The sequence below is a fragment of the Coriobacteriia bacterium genome, assembly GCA_030652115.1.
In the GTDB taxonomy this organism is placed as follows: domain Bacteria; phylum Actinomycetota; class Coriobacteriia; order Anaerosomatales; family Anaerosomataceae; genus UBA6100.
This window is the reverse complement of record JAUSBK010000008.1, coordinates 62,807-79,420: the sequence shown is the minus strand read 5'-3', so window position 1 is coordinate 79,420 and position 16,614 is coordinate 62,807. Positions and strand designations below refer to the sequence as shown.

The 16,614-nt window shown below is 67.3% G+C and carries 15 protein-coding genes; 1 reads left to right on the top strand and 14 read right to left on the bottom strand.

Features of this window, described 5'->3' with window-relative positions; genetic code table 11:
* The 11 genes from Q7W51_06720 to Q7W51_06670 all read right to left on the bottom strand — a co-directional run bounded on the left by Q7W51_06720 (position 1) and on the right by Q7W51_06670 (position 11,648).
* Positions 1 to 1,362 (bottom strand): sugar transferase, encoded by a 1,362-nt coding sequence (locus Q7W51_06720; GenBank protein ID MDO8848061.1) that lies wholly within the window; start codon positions 1,360 to 1,362, stop codon positions 1 to 3.
* Positions 1,363 to 2,556 (bottom strand): glycosyltransferase, encoded by a 1,194-nt coding sequence (locus tag Q7W51_06715; GenBank protein MDO8848060.1) that lies wholly within the window; start codon positions 2,554 to 2,556, stop codon positions 1,363 to 1,365.
* On the bottom strand, positions 2,549 to 3,961 hold the full coding sequence (locus tag Q7W51_06710; protein ID MDO8848059.1) for a phosphoglucosamine mutase: 1,413 nt from the start codon (positions 3,959 to 3,961) through the stop codon (positions 2,549 to 2,551). The genes Q7W51_06715 and Q7W51_06710 overlap by 8 nt, the downstream gene beginning before the upstream one ends.
* Before the next feature lie 130 nt (positions 3,962 to 4,091).
* Positions 4,092 to 5,153, bottom strand: a complete 1,062-nt coding sequence (locus Q7W51_06705) for a glycosyltransferase family 1 protein (protein ID MDO8848058.1) — start codon at positions 5,151 to 5,153, stop codon at positions 4,092 to 4,094.
* The gene (locus tag Q7W51_06700; protein MDO8848057.1) at positions 5,153 to 6,319 is read right to left on the bottom strand and encodes a glycosyltransferase family 1 protein; all 1,167 of its coding nucleotides are present in this window, start codon (positions 6,317 to 6,319) and stop codon (positions 5,153 to 5,155) included. Before Q7W51_06700 ends, Q7W51_06705 begins: the two co-directional genes overlap by 1 nt.
* Before the next feature lies 1 nt (position 6,320).
* Complete coding sequence (gene rfbD / locus Q7W51_06695; GenBank protein MDO8848056.1) at positions 6,321 to 7,199, bottom strand: dTDP-4-dehydrorhamnose reductase; 879 nt, start codon at positions 7,197 to 7,199, stop codon at positions 6,321 to 6,323.
* Complete coding sequence (locus Q7W51_06690; GenBank protein MDO8848055.1) at positions 7,196 to 7,651, bottom strand: dTDP-4-dehydrorhamnose 3,5-epimerase family protein; 456 nt, start codon at positions 7,649 to 7,651, stop codon at positions 7,196 to 7,198. The genes rfbD and Q7W51_06690 overlap by 4 nt, the downstream gene beginning before the upstream one ends.
* Positions 7,652 to 7,662: 11 nt before the next feature.
* Positions 7,663 to 8,523, bottom strand: coding sequence for a glucose-1-phosphate thymidylyltransferase RfbA (gene rfbA, locus Q7W51_06685; GenBank protein ID MDO8848054.1), 861 nt, complete (start codon positions 8,521 to 8,523; stop codon positions 7,663 to 7,665).
* The gene (rfbB, locus tag Q7W51_06680) at positions 8,520 to 9,605 is read right to left on the bottom strand and encodes a dTDP-glucose 4,6-dehydratase (GenBank protein ID MDO8848053.1); all 1,086 of its coding nucleotides are present in this window, start codon (positions 9,603 to 9,605) and stop codon (positions 8,520 to 8,522) included. Before rfbB ends, rfbA begins: the two co-directional genes overlap by 4 nt.
* 115 nt (positions 9,606 to 9,720) lie before the next feature.
* Positions 9,721 to 10,680: a glycosyltransferase family 2 protein gene (locus tag Q7W51_06675; GenBank protein ID MDO8848052.1), complete on the bottom strand. Its 960-nt coding sequence runs from the start codon at positions 10,678 to 10,680 to the stop codon at positions 9,721 to 9,723.
* Positions 10,677 to 11,648, bottom strand: coding sequence for a glycosyltransferase family 2 protein (locus tag Q7W51_06670; GenBank protein ID MDO8848051.1), 972 nt, complete (start codon positions 11,646 to 11,648; stop codon positions 10,677 to 10,679). The genes Q7W51_06675 and Q7W51_06670 overlap by 4 nt, the downstream gene beginning before the upstream one ends.
* A 138-nt stretch (positions 11,649 to 11,786) precedes the next feature.
* Between Q7W51_06670 and Q7W51_06665 the strand changes: the two genes are divergently transcribed.
* Positions 11,787 to 13,085, top strand: coding sequence for a glycosyltransferase family 4 protein (locus Q7W51_06665; GenBank protein MDO8848050.1), 1,299 nt, complete (start codon positions 11,787 to 11,789; stop codon positions 13,083 to 13,085).
* Here Q7W51_06665 and Q7W51_06660 read toward each other — a convergent pair.
* From Q7W51_06660 to Q7W51_06650, 3 genes are all read right to left on the bottom strand, one after another.
* Positions 13,082 to 14,068, bottom strand: a complete 987-nt coding sequence (locus Q7W51_06660) for a GDP-mannose 4,6-dehydratase (GenBank protein ID MDO8848049.1) — start codon at positions 14,066 to 14,068, stop codon at positions 13,082 to 13,084. The two genes, Q7W51_06665 and Q7W51_06660, sit on opposite strands and share 4 nt — an antisense overlap.
* Before the next feature lie 7 nt (positions 14,069 to 14,075).
* Entirely contained in the window at positions 14,076 to 15,062 is a 987-nt protein-coding gene (gene gmd / locus Q7W51_06655; protein MDO8848048.1) for a GDP-mannose 4,6-dehydratase, read from the bottom strand.
* A gap of 121 nt (positions 15,063 to 15,183) precedes the next feature.
* Positions 15,184 to 16,596, bottom strand: coding sequence for a glycosyltransferase (locus Q7W51_06650; protein MDO8848047.1), 1,413 nt, complete (start codon positions 16,594 to 16,596; stop codon positions 15,184 to 15,186).
* Positions 16,597 to 16,614 lie beyond the last annotated feature (18 nt).

Genomic DNA, 16,614 nt, shown 5'->3' with positions numbered 1-16,614 from the left:
CTATCGGGCGCCGCGACCGGTCAGCACAACGCGCACGGTCTCGACGAGGATCTGGAGGTCCATCAGCAGATTCTGATGATACATGTAGATGAGGTCGAACTTGAGTTTACGCTCGGGAGTGGTGGCGTAGCCGCCGCTCACCTGGGCGAGCCCGGTGACGCCCGGCTTCACCTTGAAACGTTCGCGGTACCCGGGAATCTCATGAATGTACTGGTCGACGAAGAACGGTCGCTCCGGACGGGGGCCGACCCAGCTCATCTGCCCCACGAGGATGTTCGCCAGTTGCGGAAGCTCGTCGATACGCGTGGCCCGCATGAACCGGCCGAGCGGCGTGATGCGCGGATCGGCTTCCTCCGCGAGAACCGGACCCGAAGCGGCCTCGGCGTCTTTGACCATCGTACGAAACTTGATCACGTTGAAGTACCGACCGTGACGACCCACCCGCTCCTGCGTGAAGAAGACCGGCCAGCCCATGGTAACGAGGATCGCCAGCACCACAAGCAGCAGGATCGGCGTGAGGATGATGAGGCATACGAGCGAGGTCCCAATGTCGATCAGCCGCTTGGTGCTCAGGTACCAGCCGGGCGCGGCGGGACGTGTGAGCTCCATGAGCGGGATGTCCGAGACCGTACTGTCCACAGTGCCGATGAAGATCTCGTAGAGCTCGGGGATGACCTCCACGCGCACGTCGAACTCGCTCGAGAGCGCCATGTCCTCGATGAGCTCGCGGTGTGCGACCGGGCTCGCGATGATGACGCGGTCGATGTCCTCTCGTGCCACGATCTGGGCGATGTCGTGCGCGGTGCCGAGCACGGGGAAGGCCGAGGCGACCTCCGCTTCCGGCTCCGCCCGCCGAACGAGCCCGACCACGCGGTAGCCCCAGCCGGCGCGCTGCTCGAGTTCGGTGGCGAGTTCCACCGCAAGGTCGCTCGTCCCCACGATCAGAATGCGCTGCTCCGGCCAGAGCACAGAGGTGAAGCGAAGGAGCGTGACGCGCCAGCCCACCAGCAAACCGAACTGCACGGTCCACGCGATCAGCAGCACGAGACGGCTGAGCGAGAAGAAGTTCGGGCCGGCGAAGAACGCGACCGCGACGGTGAGCACCAAGCCGAGCGTGACTGCCTGGAACGCAGCGCGCACGAGTTCCCACGTGCCCTCGGTGCGCTCCGGCTCGTAGAGACCGAAGATGTAGCCCGCTGCGAGGTACAGCACCGTGATGAGCGGCGCGAGGGCCACGTACGGCGAGAAGTTGAACGTGGGCAGCTCGCCGCCGAAGCGGATGAAGAACGCGGCTACGATGCCCGCATTCACCAGAAGTGCGTCGAGCACGACCGAGAGCACGATGAACCTGCCGCGCACCATCTAGACGTTCACCCCCAGCTCGGCGTACGCCTGCAGCGTCTGGTCGACCATCCGGTCGATCGAGAACTCGGCACGTGCCCGCTCGCGGGCCTGCGCCCCGAGGCGCGTGCGAAGCGACTCATCGTCCACGAGCGCCCGGAGCGCCTCGGCAAGCGCCGGCACGTCGCCGGGCGGGACGGTGAGTCCCGTGACGCCGTCAGCGTTCACGAACGGGACGCTCGTGGTGAGCGTGGTCGAGATGGTGGGCGTGCCCGAGGCGTGCGCCTCGAGCTGTACGAGCCCGTATGCCTCAGAGCGCGCCACGCTCGGCAGGCAGAAGATGTCCGCCGCGTGGTACCAGGCCGCGAGTTCGTCATCGTCGACGGGGTCGAGGAACGTCACGCGCGAGGCGATGCCCGAAGACGCCGCAAGCGCCTCGAGCTCTGGCTTGAGCGGACCGCGGCCGATGACCACGAGGTCAGCGTCCACGTCGGCCATTGCACGCACGAGCACCTCAGGGCCCTTGTAGTACACGAGACGACCGACGAACAGCACGATCGGGCGGTCGTGCCCCGCACGCAGCGCAGCGGCGCGGGCGGTGAGCTCCGGCGTGTCCGCGTAGCGCTCCACGTGGATGCCGTACGGGATCACCCGGCACTTGTCCGGTATCTGAGAGAGGAACGGGCTGTGCTCCACCATGTTCGGCGACGAGGCGAACACTACGTCCACCCGATCGAGGACACGGCGGAGGATGGGAGCGTACAGGGCGAGCAACGCCTTCTGGCGCACCACGTCGCTGTGATACGCGAGCACGGTCGGGATCGTGGACTTCGGCCGCCCGCCCGAACTCGCCCCTCGCCCGCCGCCCGCCGCAAGCCACGACACCTCGCCCCACGGATACGGGAAGTGCAGGTGGAACAGGTCCGGCGGGTCGGTGCGCACCGCCTCGCGCGCGATCGCGGTCCTCATTCCGAAGGCGACAGGCGTGGAAGCGTACGCGAAGGCACGGCGGAGTCGCACGACCTCGACGCCGTCCACCATCTCGGCGACAGCTTCACGCCCCTCGTTGGCCACGAGCGCCCTGACCGAATGGCCGCGCGCCACGAGCGCGGTTGCGAGGTCGCGCATGTGGAACTCGATGCCGCCGAGGTGCGGTGGGTAGTACTTGTTGACCATCGTCACACGCATAAGCAGCGGCGTTCCTTCGTCAGGCACCCGTGACGAGCGCACGTCCTGCGGCGAGCAGCTCGTCGACGACGCCGGCGTTCGAGGCCTCGGCATAGATGCGCACGAGCGGCTCGGTGCCCGAGGTGCGCAGCAACAGCCACGCATCGTCGGGCAGCAGGAACTTGATCCCGTCGGCGCGGATGATCTCGCGGACCTCGAGACCCGCTATCTCAGCCGGTGCAATCGACGGCATTGCCGCCACGAACGCGTCTTTCACGGCCGGGTCGAGCTTGAGGTCGATGCGGTTGTACTCCATGGGACCGGTGAGCGCGAGCAAGTCGTCCACAAGCTCGCCGAGGCCCATCTTGCGCTGCCCCATCATTTCGGCGAGCAGCAGCGCCATGAGCAGCCCATCACGCTCGCGCACATGCGAGGGGATGCCGATGCCGCCACTCTCCTCGCCTCCCACCAGCACGTCGCCCTTCACCATTTCGGCGTAGATCCACTTGAAGCCGACCGGCGTGGTGGTGACCTCGCTGCCGAGACGGGCGCCGAGGCGGTCGACGAGCACGCTTGTGGAGAGCGTCTTCACGATGCGCCCGCGCATGCCGCGGTCCTCCACGAGATGACGCGCGATGAGCGCGATGATGCGGTGCGGGTTCACGAAGTTGCCGTTGCGGTCGGCCGCACCGATGCGGTCCGCGTCGCCGTCGGTGATGAACGCGGCATCGAGACCGTGATCGCGCACGTACGCGCGCACCTCGTCGATGTGCGGCGGGATCGGCTCGGGATGCAGCCCGCCGAATCCGGGATTGCGCTCGCCGTGAAGCTCCACGACGTCCACGCCGAAGGAGCGGAGCATCTCGGCAAGGTACGTCTGACCCGCGCCGTACAGCGGATCGACCGCCACGCGAAGGTTCGCCTCCGCGATCAGGTTCGCATCCACCATGGTGCGGAGCGCCTCGAGGTACGGGCCGACCAGGTCGACGATCTCGACCCGCGCCGCGGCATCTGCGTCACGTTCCGGCGGTTCCGGCTTGAGCTCGGCTTCCACGCGGTCCGTGAACTCGACGGGGCTCGCACCGCCGTCGGCCATGCGCAGCTTGAAGCCGAGGTAGGGCGCCGGATTGTGGCTCGCGGTGAGCATCACGCCGCCGATGGCCGCCTCGTCGTTCTTGACCGACCAGCACAGCGCCGGCGTGGGCAGGTAGCGATCGGTGAGCCGCACGCGCAGCCCGTGCGCTGCCAGGACCTCGGCGGCTGCCTTCGCGAAGCTCGCTGCCTCGAAACGGGTGTCGTGGCCGACGATGACGAGGCCGCCCGGATTGTCCGCAGCGAAGACGCGACCGGCGGCATCGGCTACCCGGCGCAGGTTCGCATAGGTGAAGTCGTCGCCGATGACGGCACGCCAGCCGTCGGTGCCGAACGTGATGGTGGCAGGTTCTGCGCACATGGATGATCACTCCCGTACGAATGAGATGCTTCGTGGTCGGCGGGCACGCGCCGCCCTCACATTCTGCCTTATCGCGCGCCGAAGCGGTATCACAGGACAGTAACGGGGCGTGCGTTCAAGCGATGAGGACTCAGCCGATGACCTGGCGGTAGACCGCAGCCGTTCGCTCGGCTGTGTGTCGCCACGTGAGCTCGCTCGCACGCAAACGGCCGAGGTCGGCCAACCGGACGGCGAGCGCCGGGTCATCAAGGATGTCCGCCATGGCTGCCGTGAGCGCGCGGACATCGCCCGGTTCGATCGTGAGCGCGGCGTCCCCCACGACTTCGGGAACCGACGCCGCCTCGGCCACCACGACCGGCGTGCCGAACCCCATCGCCTCAAGCGGCGGCAGGCCGAACCCCTCGTAGAGCGACGGGTACGCCAGCAGCTCGGCTGAGGCGTAAAGCGCCCGCAACGTGTCGTCGGAGATTCGGCCGGTGAACCGCACCCTGGCGGCCGCAGGATCGTCGCCGAGTACCGAGGCGACATAGTCACCGGGGTCGACTCCCGAGAGCACCAGCGTGAGCGACGTATCGGTCAGCGCTGCGAACGCGCGCAGAAGCGTCGGCAGGTCCTTGTGCGGCTTCGTGTTGCCCATCGACAGCACGAACCGATGTCCATCGAGCCACTCGGGCAGCACGCCGACCGGACCGGCCGTGAAGTCGTCGGCGGCGAGGAGCACCGGCGTGATGCGTCCGGCCGCCTCCGGGAAGAAGCGCACCACGTCGCCCGCCGAGTACTCGGAGGGCGTGAGGATGCGGTCTGCAGTACGCACCGCCCGGCGGATGGACCGACGGTAGACCGCCCGCCTGAGCCGCGACGGCATCACACCCGGCACGGCAAGCGGCGTGAGGTCCTGGATGGTGACCACCAGCGGGTGGATCGCCGGCGCCGGCGTCGGGAAGTGGAGGGCGTGCGTGAGGTCCGGCGACGTCGCGCGCGCGATGCGGCCGAACTCCGAGGAGCCGCGCATCGTGAAGGGATGGTGGCGTGCCTCCACCACCTCGGCCGAGGAGACCGGCGGCTCGGCGCCAGCGGCGATCATCTGCACGACCTCGACGTCCGGGAGCGTTGCGAGCGCGCGCACGAGCCCTTTGCAGTAGCGGCCGATGCCGCTCCACTCGGCCATGCGGCAGTCGAGGAGGATGCGCATCACGCACTCCCCGTGCCGGCGCGGGCCGCGAGCACCCGGTCGAAGACGGCCAGCATGCCGGCGGCGGTGGCATCCCACGTGAGCGAGGCGGCGCGCTGTCCACCGCGTTGCACGAGCAGCCCGCGCAGGGCCGCGTCTCGCGCGATCGTCACGATGGCTTCGGCGAGCGCGTCCGGATCGGTGGGGTCGGTCAGCAGCGCCGCGCCTCCGGCGACTTCCGGCAGCGACGAGCGGTCCGAGGTGATCACCGGACAGCCGCATGCCATCGCCTCGAGCACCGGCATGCCGAAGCCTTCGTACACCGACGGGTACAGCAGCGCCTCGGCCCCGTTGTAGAGCGCCACCAGCTCCTCGAGCGGTGCGTCTCCTGCAAGCACGAGCCGATCGCCGATGTCGAGTTGCTCGGCAAGTGCGGCCGGTGACGTGGCCTCGGCACTCGCACGGCGACGGCCGAGTCCGATCAGGTGCAAAGACGACCTGAGATCCCGGGGCAGCCGGGCGAACGCCTCGAGCACCGCGGAGAAGTTCTTGCGAGGGTTGTAGACGTCGAGCGCGAGCAGGAACCTGCCGGGGACTCCGTAGCGCTCGAGCACGCGGCCCACCTCCTCGCCGCGCATGCGCCGGAACACCTCGGCATCCACGCCGAGCGGGACGACCGTGAGGCGACCGCGCGATACGTGGTAGTGGGCGAACGCATCCTCGGCCACGGCCTGCGAGGTGGTCACGATGTGATCGGCGCGCTTCAGGATCCGCGAGATCAGCAGCCTGTTCATCGTGCGGTTGGCGAGCGGCTGCTGCTCGGGATGATGAAGGTGCCAGAAGTCCTGCACCGTCGCCACAGTCGCCACACCTCGGGCCCGGAACGGCAGCAGGTGTCGTGGGCTCCAGAAGAGGTCCACGTGGTCTGCAGCGAGCATGCGGTTCACGCCGGTCTGCATCCACACGATGTTGGAGCGCGCGCTCGAACCTGAGCCCAAACGCAGGGGCCATTTGAGATACAGCGGCTGCTCCGTGAACGGCACGACCGGCGTAGCCGTGGAGTACATGATGAACCGGTGCTCGGAACCAGCACGGGCGAGTGCGCGCATGGTCGCCCACTGTGATGCCCCGATCCCGCCCGACGCGCTCGTGGCGAGTGCGGTGACGTCGATGCCGATCGTGGCCACCTCAGGCCTCCGTCTCGCCGCCGCGACTCGCGATGAAGCGCCCCAGCGCGTCGCGCCAGGGCGGCATCGCAACGCCGAGTGAGGCCGCCTTCGAGCAGTCGAGCGTCGAGTTGGCCGGGCGGGCTGCGCGCGTCGGAAACGCGGCGGCAAGCACCGGCTCGATGGTGTTGGCCAGACCCGCAAGCTCGAGCACCGCTTCGGCGAGTTCGAATCGGCTGCACGAACCCTCGCCCGCGAGATGGTAGAGACCGTGCGCCTCCGCGTCCACGAGCGCGATGATGCCCCGGGCGAGGTCGATCGTGTAGGTGGGCGAGCCCACCTCATCGGTCACGACCTTGAGTACCGACGTACGCCCGGCAAGGTCGAGGATCTTCACGGGGAAGTTCGCGCCGCCCTCGCCGAAGACCCAGGCGGTGCGCACGACGAGCGCGAACGCGTAGGCAGCGTGCACTGCGTGCTCGCCGGCGAGCTTGGACATCCCGTAGATCGAAAGCGGGGCCGGCTCGTCGTACTCGTCATAGGCCCCGTGCTTCGTGCCGTCGAAGACGAAGTCGGTCGAGACATGCGCGAACCCGAGTCCGGCATCGCGTGCCGCTTCGGCGAGCAGGCGCGCGCCGTGCTCGTTCACCCGGAACGCCACGTCGGGGTGGTCCTCGGCCATCTCGACGTTGGTGTAAGCCGCAGCGTTCACGAGGACGCCGCGCTCCCCCTCACCGACCGTGGCGGCGAACCGCCGCACCTGGTAGGCGATCACAGCGGGATCGGTGATGTCGAACTCGGCCTCAGGCGGGGCTTCAAAGCGGGTTCCCCGCTCGGCGAGCACCGTCTGCAGCGCGGTGCCGAGCATTCCGCTGGCGCCCGCGATGAGAAAGCGCGTCACCCGCTCTTCACGCTCCAGTCGTAGCCGATCTCCGGGTCGTCGAACGGCCTGCGGTACTCGTCCGGGTCGTCGTAGGCGTACAGCTCGGTGGGAACGTTGACGATCATCGCCGGCTCCGTGCCCACGGGGGTGAACCCGTGGTAGACGCCCTTGGGGATGATCACCATCCGCTGGCGCTGCCAGCCGATGATGAACTCGTTCGTCTCGCCGAAAGTCGGTGAGCCGTCGCGGCGGTCGTGCAACACGACCTTCGCCATGCCGCCGACGCACACGAAGTGGTCGGTCTGCTTTTCATGGTAGTGCCAGGCCTTCACGACACCCGGGTAGACCATCGTCACGTAGCACTGCCCGAACTTCTGGAAGTCCGGGTCGTCGCTGCGCCACATCTCCATGAGCAGACCGCGCTCATCCGGAACGACCTTCAGGTCCTTGACCTTCACTCCATCGATCATGGTGGCTCCTTCTACAGATCGAGCAGGTACTGGTAGTAGTCGGCCGTGGCCTTCGCCGCGGCCGCACGCAGGGCGTCGCGATCGATGTAGCCCATGTGGTAGGCGACCTCCTCGAGGCACGCCACCTTCTGGCCCTGGCGCTTCTCGATCGTCTGCACGAACGCGCCGGCTTCCATGAGCGAGTCGGGCGTGCCGGTGTCGAGCCATGCCATGCCGCGGCTCATCACACGTACATGGAGGCTGCCGTCGGCAAGATACAGGTTGTTGAGCGTCGTTATCTCAAGCTCGCCCCGGGCCGACGGCATCACCTTCCGGGCCATCTCACAGACGCGCGAATCGTAGAAGTAGAGCCCCGTGACCGCGAACGACGAGCGTGGCTCGGCCGGCTTCTCCTCGATGGACAGCGCGGTGCCCGCGTCGTCGAACTCAACCACACCGTACCGCTCCGGATCGCGCACCTTGTAGCCGAAGACGACCGCCCCTCCACGCTCTGCATCCTCGCGGGCGCCCTGCAGCATCTCGACCATTCCCGTGCCGTAGAAGATGTTGTCGCCCAGCACGAGGCAGGCAGGACTGCCGTCGAGGAACTCCTCGCCGATGATGAATGCCTGTGCGAGCCCCTCGGGAGCGGGCTGCACCGCAAAGCTGATGCTCACGCCCCACTGCGAACCATCGCCCAGCAGCCGCTGGAACGCGGGCTGGTCGGTCGGCGTGGTGATCACCAGTATCTCGCGGATGCCGGCGAGCAGCAGCACCGAGAGCGGGTAGTAGATCATCGGCTTGTCGTAGACGGGCAGCAGCTGTTTGGACGTGCCGAGGGTGACCGGATGGAGTCGCGTGCCGGCGCCCCCTGCCAGGACGATGCCTTTCACGAGCCCTCCTCGCTGTCTGCGCCAGCGGTGCCGAGACCGATGCGCTCCAGGCGGTACTCCCCCCGAAGGATACGCTCCCACCAGTCGCGGTGCTCCACGTACCAGCGGACCGTGGCGCCGAGCGCGCCTTCGGCATCCGCGGTCGGCGTCCAGCCGAGTTCGGCGGTGATGCGCGTAGCATCGATGGCGTAGCGCTTGTCGTGGCCCGGCCGGTCCGTGACGAAGGTGATGAGCGTGCCGTATGGCCGGCCGTCTTCGGCGGGAGCGATCTCATCCAGCAGCGCACACACGCGGCGCACGACATCGATGTTGCGCATCTCGTTGTTGCCGCCGATGTTGTACGTCCGGCCCGGTGCGCCCTCCTTGAGCACGCGCAAGAGCGCGCGGACGTGGTCCTCCACGTACAGCCAGTCGCGTACGTTGTCGCCTGCGCCGTAGACGGGGATCGGCTCCCCGGCGAGCGCCTTCAAGACGATCACCGGGATGAGCTTCTCGGGGAACTGGTACGGCCCGTAGTTGTTCGAGCAGTTGGTGACGATGACCGGCAGCCCGTACGTGTCGTGCCAGGCACGCGCGAGGTGGTCCGAGGCCGCCTTGCTCGCCGCGTACGGTGAGTGCGGGTCGTACTTGGTGTCCTCGGTGAAGGGCGCATCGTTTGCGCCGAGGCTGCCGTACACCTCGTCGGTCGAGACGTGGATGAAGCGGAACGCCGCTGCCTCCACGGGCTCGAGCGAGCGCCAGTGCTCGAGTGCCACCTGCAGAAGCGTGGACGTCCCAACGACGTTGGTGCGCACGAATGCGTCCGGGCCATCGATCGAACGGTCCACGTGCGATTCGGCAGCAAGGTGCAGCACGGCGTCAGGGCGGACGCGCGCAAAGACCTCACGCATCGCGTCGGCATCGCAGATGTCGGCCACGACAAGCTCATAGCCCGCCGAGCCCTCGAGATCGGAGAGCGAGTGGCGGTTGCCCGCGTACGTGAGCAAGTCGACGTTGGTGACCGCGTGCCCACCCTCGAGCAGAGCGTGCCGCACGAGGTTCGTGCCTATGAAGCCACACCCACCGGTGACCAGCAGATTCATCGATCTCCCCATCCGGATGCCCGCGCGCGTCGCGGCGCGAGCCTCATCATGGTAGCAGTGAGGCGCGCCGAAGGGACAGGACACGGTCAACGGCTCGGTGTCGCGCGCAGGCGCGCTACACCATGCGCCCGGCCTTGATCCGTGCGTACAGGCGCGGGCTCAGCATCATGAGCGCAAAGCCGAGGGCGTACTTGCCCGCTCCCGGGAACGCCCGGCGGTGGCGCACATACGCCGCACGGGCGCCCGCGTACTCGCCGCGCAACAGCGCCTCCTCGAGGTTCCGCCTGCCGATGCGCGACTCGGCAAACACGATCGCATCGTCGCATGCAGCCCGGTCCTCGGGCGAGAGCTCCGGCATCGCGCGTGCATCGGTGAGGACTTCCAGGATGCTTTCGGCCTCGCGCACGAGAGCCGTGGTCTTGCTGCCCTCCTGGCGGCGGTACACCCACAACGCCTCGGGCACCTGCAGCTGCCGCGCGCCGAGGATGAGCGCACGCAGCCAGAGGTCGTAGTCCTCCGAGTAGACGCTCCGGTAGCCTCCCACGCGGTCGAGGACCTCACGGCGCACCAGGCTCACCTGCGCGATGCTGCTCTCACGCATCTGCTTGGCGATCGAAACCGAGCGCACCGTCTCCCAGTCACGGCCGGTCATGAGCGGGACGCGCCTGCCGTCGCGCAGGAGCATCGTGGTGACCGGCGAGTAGATATCGTATCCCGGATGCTCCTCCCGGAAGGCGATCATGCGCTCGAGGAACGTCGGCATGAGCAAGTCGTCGGCATCGAGCATGCACAGCCACTCGGCTCGTGCCTCCCGCACGCCGGCGTTGCGCGCCGCGGCCGTGCCCGCGTTCGCCTGCGACACCACCCGCACGCGCGGGTCTTCGGCGGCGAACCCCGCTGCGATCTGGCGTGTCGCGTCGGTAGAGCCGTCGTCCACGATCACGAGTTCCCAGTCGGGGCGCGTCTGCGCAAACACCGACGAGACGGTCTCGGCGAGGGTCGATGCCGCGTTGTACGCCGCGGTCACGATCGAGACCGCGGGCACCCCTGAAAGCGTGGTCGTCGCATCGCTCACGGCCGCACCTCCGGCGGGTCGTAGGCCGTGCGCATGCCGAGTCCCACGCGCATCAGTGCAGCGTACCGCTCGCGTCGTTCGCGCAGACGGGGGCTGAACGGCCCGGCGATGGCCGCCACCAGCCACAGGAGCATGTTCACATCCCCTACCCAGTGCTTCACCACCGCACCTGCGAGTGAACCGCGGTTGCGCCGGAGGAACCGGATGAGGCTCCGCGTTGACCACACGTACTGGCGCACGGTCTGCGTGCCCACCGAAGCGCCCTCGAGGTGCACGATCCGTGCATCGGGCACGACCACGACGTCCTTGTCCGCCGCGCGCACACGGAAGCACAGGTCGGTCTCCTCGTAGTACAGGAAGTAGCCGGCGTCCATCCCGCCGAAACCATTCCACGTCTCACGCCGAATGGCGAGCGCGGCCCCCGAGACCCAGTCGACCGGGGTCACCCCCGTGAGTTCAGCGCAGCTACCGTCCATGCGCACACGCGAGCGAACTCGCATGCCGGCCCCACCCCACGGCGCGGTGTTCGCGATCGCCCAGCCCACCGTCGGGAAGTCGCCCCACGACGTCACGGGAGCGCCATCAGCGCCCAGCAGACACGCGCCGGCGATCGCGCGAGCGTCATCGGCGAGAAGCGCCCCCGTGAGCGCATCCAGCGCGCCGGACAGCACGATGGTGTCCGGATTGAGCAGCAACAGCACATCGCCGCGCGCGTGCTCCGCCGCCAGCAGGTTGCCGCCCGCAAAGCCGAGGTTGCGGTCGCTCTCCACGAGGCACACCCATGGGTAACGCTCGCGCACGAGAGCGCACGTGCCGTCGGTGGAGCCGTTGTCCACGCACACGACCTCGTGCTCACACGACGGAGGCTCGGCCATGAGCGAGTCGAGACAGCCGGGCAGCACGCGCTCGGCATCGTAAGTGACGATGAGGATCGAGAGGAGTCCGGGCTGATTCACGGTCCTGCGCATCTTCTGACTCGTGGCGGCCTTGGCGGACACCGGGTGACGGGAGCGCCCCGAAAACACTCCGAGGCTGTCATCCAGCGATGCGATTATGCCAGAATCCGAACGGTGACACCGCTGTCTCAAGAAAGGACCACGGCGCACATGCGCTCTCACCACCTGGCGAATGCCCAATTCGGCATCAACATCATCGGCTACGTAACGGGCAGTTTCGGGCTCGGCATCGCCACACGCAACACCATCACGCTACTGAACAAGCGGGACGTACCCCTGGCGCTGGCCGACGTCGACCCCGGCGGAGACCGGCAGGGTCACGACACGACGTACCAGCCGCTTGCTCACGATCACGCCGACCCCACGCCGCACCCGCTGAACCTATTCCACATGAACCCGCCCCAACTCGCGGAGCAGCTCTGGATGAACCCGTCCTGGAGCCGGAAGGACCGGGTGAGCGCGTGCGTTCCCTTCTGGGAGCTGCCCCAGCTCCCAGAAGCCTGGCTGCCGGCTCTCCACGCGATGGACATCGTGCTCGCACCCACCCGTTTCGTCGAAGACGCTGTCAACGCCGCACTGCCCGAGGCGATGTGCGTCTACTACCAGCAGGCCGCGTTCGTACCGGACGATGTCGAGCCCGACAGAGCGCGGTGGGGCGTTCCCGCCGAGGCGCTCGCCTTCGTCTCGAGCTTCGACGCGTCAAGCGACATCAGCCGCAAGAATCCGGAGGCCGCTGTTCGCGCGTTCCTCACGGCATTCCCAACCCGTCCGGACGTGTGTCTCGTGCTCAAGATCAACTCCGGCTCCGACGCCCGCGAGCTGTTCGCACGTCAGCTCTCCGACCTGGAGAAGCTGGCTGCGACCGACCACCGTATCGTGCTCATCCACGAGACGCTCGCGTACAGAGACGTGCTCTGTCTCTACGCGTCGTGCGACGTTCTCGTGTCGCTCCATCGAAGTGAAGGCCTGGGGCTGAGCCTCATGGAGGCGATGTCGTTCGGCAAGCCGGTCATTGCTACAGGCTGGTCAGGCAACATGGACTTCATGACCGATGAGAACTCGTGCGCAGTGGACTACGAGTTCATACCGGTGGTCTCCGAGCACCCGTCATACCACGCCTCGATCGTGGGACACGACGTGTTCTGGGCGAATCCCAGCGAGGACGATGCCGCGAAGCATATGGTGCGGCTGGCCGAGGACCCGGCGTTGCGCCAAGCGATGGGCGAGCGCGCCCGTCAGGACATGGCCGATCTGCGGACGACCTATGAGCGTGGTGAGATCATCGAGGTCCTTCGGTCGGCCATGGCGCCGGAGTCACCGCTGTGGACGAGACATGCGGCCAAGAGGCGCGCCCTGCGCCGGATCGCGCGAGGCAGCAACTACCGCAACGTGAGACGTCTGGGCGGGAAGGTGCTGCGTGCGCTCGGTCTCAGGAAGCCCGCGCGCTAGGCGTCGGCGGCCTCGGTGGCCTTCAGGCGCGCGAGATCGGCGTCCACCATCATCTCGACGAGGTCGCAGAAGCTCACCTTCGGCTCCCACCCGAGCCTCTCGCGGGCCTTAGTGGCATCACCGAGGAGCACGTCGACATCTGCGGGGCGCAGGAAGCGCTCGTCGCACTTCACGTACTCGCGGTAGTCAAGCCCCACGCGGGCGAATGCAACCTCGCAGAACTGCCGCACCGAGTGCGCCTCGCCCGTGGCAACGACGAAGTCGTCCGGCTCCTCGTGCTGGAGGATCCGCCACATCGCATCCACATAGTCCCCGGCGAATCCCCAGTCCCTGCGCGAGTCGAGATTTCCCATGAGCAGTTCGTCTGCCAGCCCGAGCGAGATGCGCGCGGCACCGTCGGTGATCTTGCGTGTCACGAAGTTCACGCCGCGACGCGGCGACTCGTGATTGAACAGCACCGCGTTGGAGCAGAACATGCCGTGGGACTCACGGTAGTTGAGCGTGATGAAGTGCGCGTAGGCCTTGGACACGCCGTAGGGCGAGCGCGGATGAAGCGGCGTGGACTCGTCCTGTGCCCGGCCGCCCTCCGCGCGCCCGAAGACCTCGCCAGAGGCCGCCTGCATGAAGCGTGCGCCGGGGGCCTCGTGACGAAGCGCCTCGAGAAGACGCAACACGCCCACAGCGTTGATGTCCGTGGTCTTGAGCGCCTGCTCCCACGATGCGCCGACGAAAGACATCGCCGCGAGGTTGTAGACTTCGTCGGGCCGGGCCGTGTTCACGCAGGCAAGGAGAGACTCCATGTCGGTGAGATCGCCGTCGAGCAGGTGCAGGCGCTCGCCGCCCTTCTCGATCGCAGCGTCGAGCAGGTCACCGGGCACGGGCCCCACGATGCCGTAGACCTCGTAGCCCCGGTCGAGCAGCAGCTCGGCCAGATATGAGCCGTCCTGCCCGGCGACGCCGGTGATGAGCGCCCGCTTCGGCATCGTTGCCCTAGCCGAGAGAGCCCGCGCCGGCCGGTCCCGAGTGACGCTCCAGGTCGGCGTCGACCATCATCTCCACGAGCTCGCGGAAGCTCACTGTGGGCGTCCACCCGAGCTTCTCGCGCGCCTTAGTGGGATCGCCGAGGAGCAAGTCGACCTCGGCCGGTCGCACGAAACGCTCGTCGATCCTGACGAACTCGTTGTAGTCGAGGCCCACGTGAGCGAAGGCGATCTCACAGAACTCGCGGACGGTGTGCGTCTCGCCCGTCGCCAGTACGTAGTCGTCCGAGTTGTCCTGCTGAAGCATGCGCCACATGCCCTCGACGTAGTCGCCCGCAAAGCCCCAGTCCCGCTGAGAGTCGAGGTTGCCGAGAGGAAGTTCGCTCGCGAGGCCGAGCTTGATCTTCGCCACCCGGTCGGTGATCTTGCGGGTCACGAACTCGAGGCCCCGGCGGGGTGACTCGTGATTGAAGAGGATGCCATTGCTTGCATGCATGCCGTAGCTCTCGCGGTAGTTCAAGGTGATGAAGTAGCCGTACACCTTGGCCACGCCGTACGGCGAGCGAGGGTGAAACGGCGTTGTCTCGGTCTGCGGGACCTCATGGACCTTGCCGTACATCTCGGAAGTCGCTGCCTGATAGAAGCGCGCCGTGGGCTTCACCCGCCGGATCGCCTCGAGCAGACGCGTCACACCCAGGCCATCGACGTCACCGGTGGAGACTGGTATCGTCCACGAGTCGCCTACGAAGGACTGCGCGGCGAGGTTGTAGACTTCGTCAGCCTGCGCGGACTCCACGGCATCCACGAGGGACGTCTGGTCAGTGAGCTCACCGACGTGCAGCGTCACCTGGTCGAGGATGTGCTCGATGCGCTCGGTCGAGGGGGTCGCGGACCGTCGGATGAGACCGTGGACGTTGTAGCCCTTCGAGAGCAGCAACTCGGCAAGGTACGAGCCGTCCTGGCCGGTGATGCCGGTGATGAGTGCGCGCTTGGTCACGCCGGTCTCCTTCACAACGCTCGATTCGTCCCCGACACGATAGCACGAGCGGAATGCAGTCCGTGGATACGGTGCCGCTCACCGCCCCCCGTGCCTGCACCTCGCGTTCTCTCGTACCACGTCAGGCCATCCATCCCCGCAGCGTCCGCCGGAACCAGAACCTGCGGCGCGACGGCGCTGGTGTCAGCATACGCTCGGTCGGCCCCGCCTCGGCCGCCTCTGCGAAGATCCGGTAGTACTCACGCGCCACGTCGTCCCACCCGTACCGCTCGAACGCATGGAGCGAGGCGGCCACCATCTCGGCCGAGCGTGCCGTCTCGTGGATGCCCGCGCGCATCTTGTCCGCGATATCCGCCGAATCGAGCGGGTCGAAGATCCAGGCCTGAACGCCGAATCGCTCCGTCTGCTCGATGAAGGGCGGGATGTTCGAGAACGCCACGGGCACGCCGGCCAGCCAGGCGTCCATCGCGGGGCCACAGCCCGCCTCGTACATCGAGGCCGATACCACAAGGTCGGCGCCTGCCGTAAGCGCGTCCACATCCGCGTTGCTCACGTAACCGAGCGGGTGGTAGTCCTCCCCCCGCACCAGGCCGTAGCGCTCGATGGCTTCGTTCATCACGCGGACGGAGTCCATGGTCGGCTCCGTTGCGGTGAGGCCTATGGCATCGGTGCCGGCTCCGCTGATGACGAGGTGAACCGGCGCTCCCTGCTGCTTCAGGATGCCAACGGCCTCGAGGATCCGGGCCACGTTCTTGTGGCCGCTGCAGCCTCCGCTGTAGAGCGCGAACGGACGCTTGATGCCGAACCGTTCGACAGCCTCCTCGACGGCGCCCTCCACCGGATGGTGGAATCCGTACGAGGCGAGGTACACGATCTCGACCGGCACGGAGACCTGCGGGAAGTACCCCAGAAGCTCGTCGTGGATGAAGTGCGTCGAGGTCACCGCCGTGCGGCAGCGGCGGAGCCACTCGGTGGTATCCGCGTCGAGAATGCGCAGCTGGCCAGTACTGTAGGACTCCGGAAAGTGTTTGTAGTGGAAGTCGTGGAAGGTGGCCACCGTCGCGGTCGGAAAGCTTACCGGCTCGGTGTAGTACGGCCAGCCGAAGTAGGCCACATCGAACTCGCCCAGCTCGGCCACGACGTCATCCGGCATGCGGTACTCCCACCACGCAGGAGGAGGTGGCGTCTTCAGGTTCTTCACGAATACGAGCATGCCCAGCAGCACCTTGTGAAGCGGCGGCACCGCCTTCAGAACCGCCGCGGTGGCCTTCCAGAGAGACTCGCGCCCGGGCTGTGGCAGCCCTGGCTCCTGCGGAGGCTGGATGGGAGACGGAATCGAACGAAGCGTCACGTTCGGAATCGGGGCGAGCTTCGATTCGAGATCGTCGCGCTCGATGTTGGTCTGCGACACGTAGTACACGAGCGTGAGTTCGGGATGCATCGCCGCCATGTGCGTGATGAGCGCCAGCAGAAAACGGCTCACGCCGCCATGGCTCACGTGATCGATGACGGCTATCCGGCTCAGATCACGCACTGGCTGACTCCCCGTTCC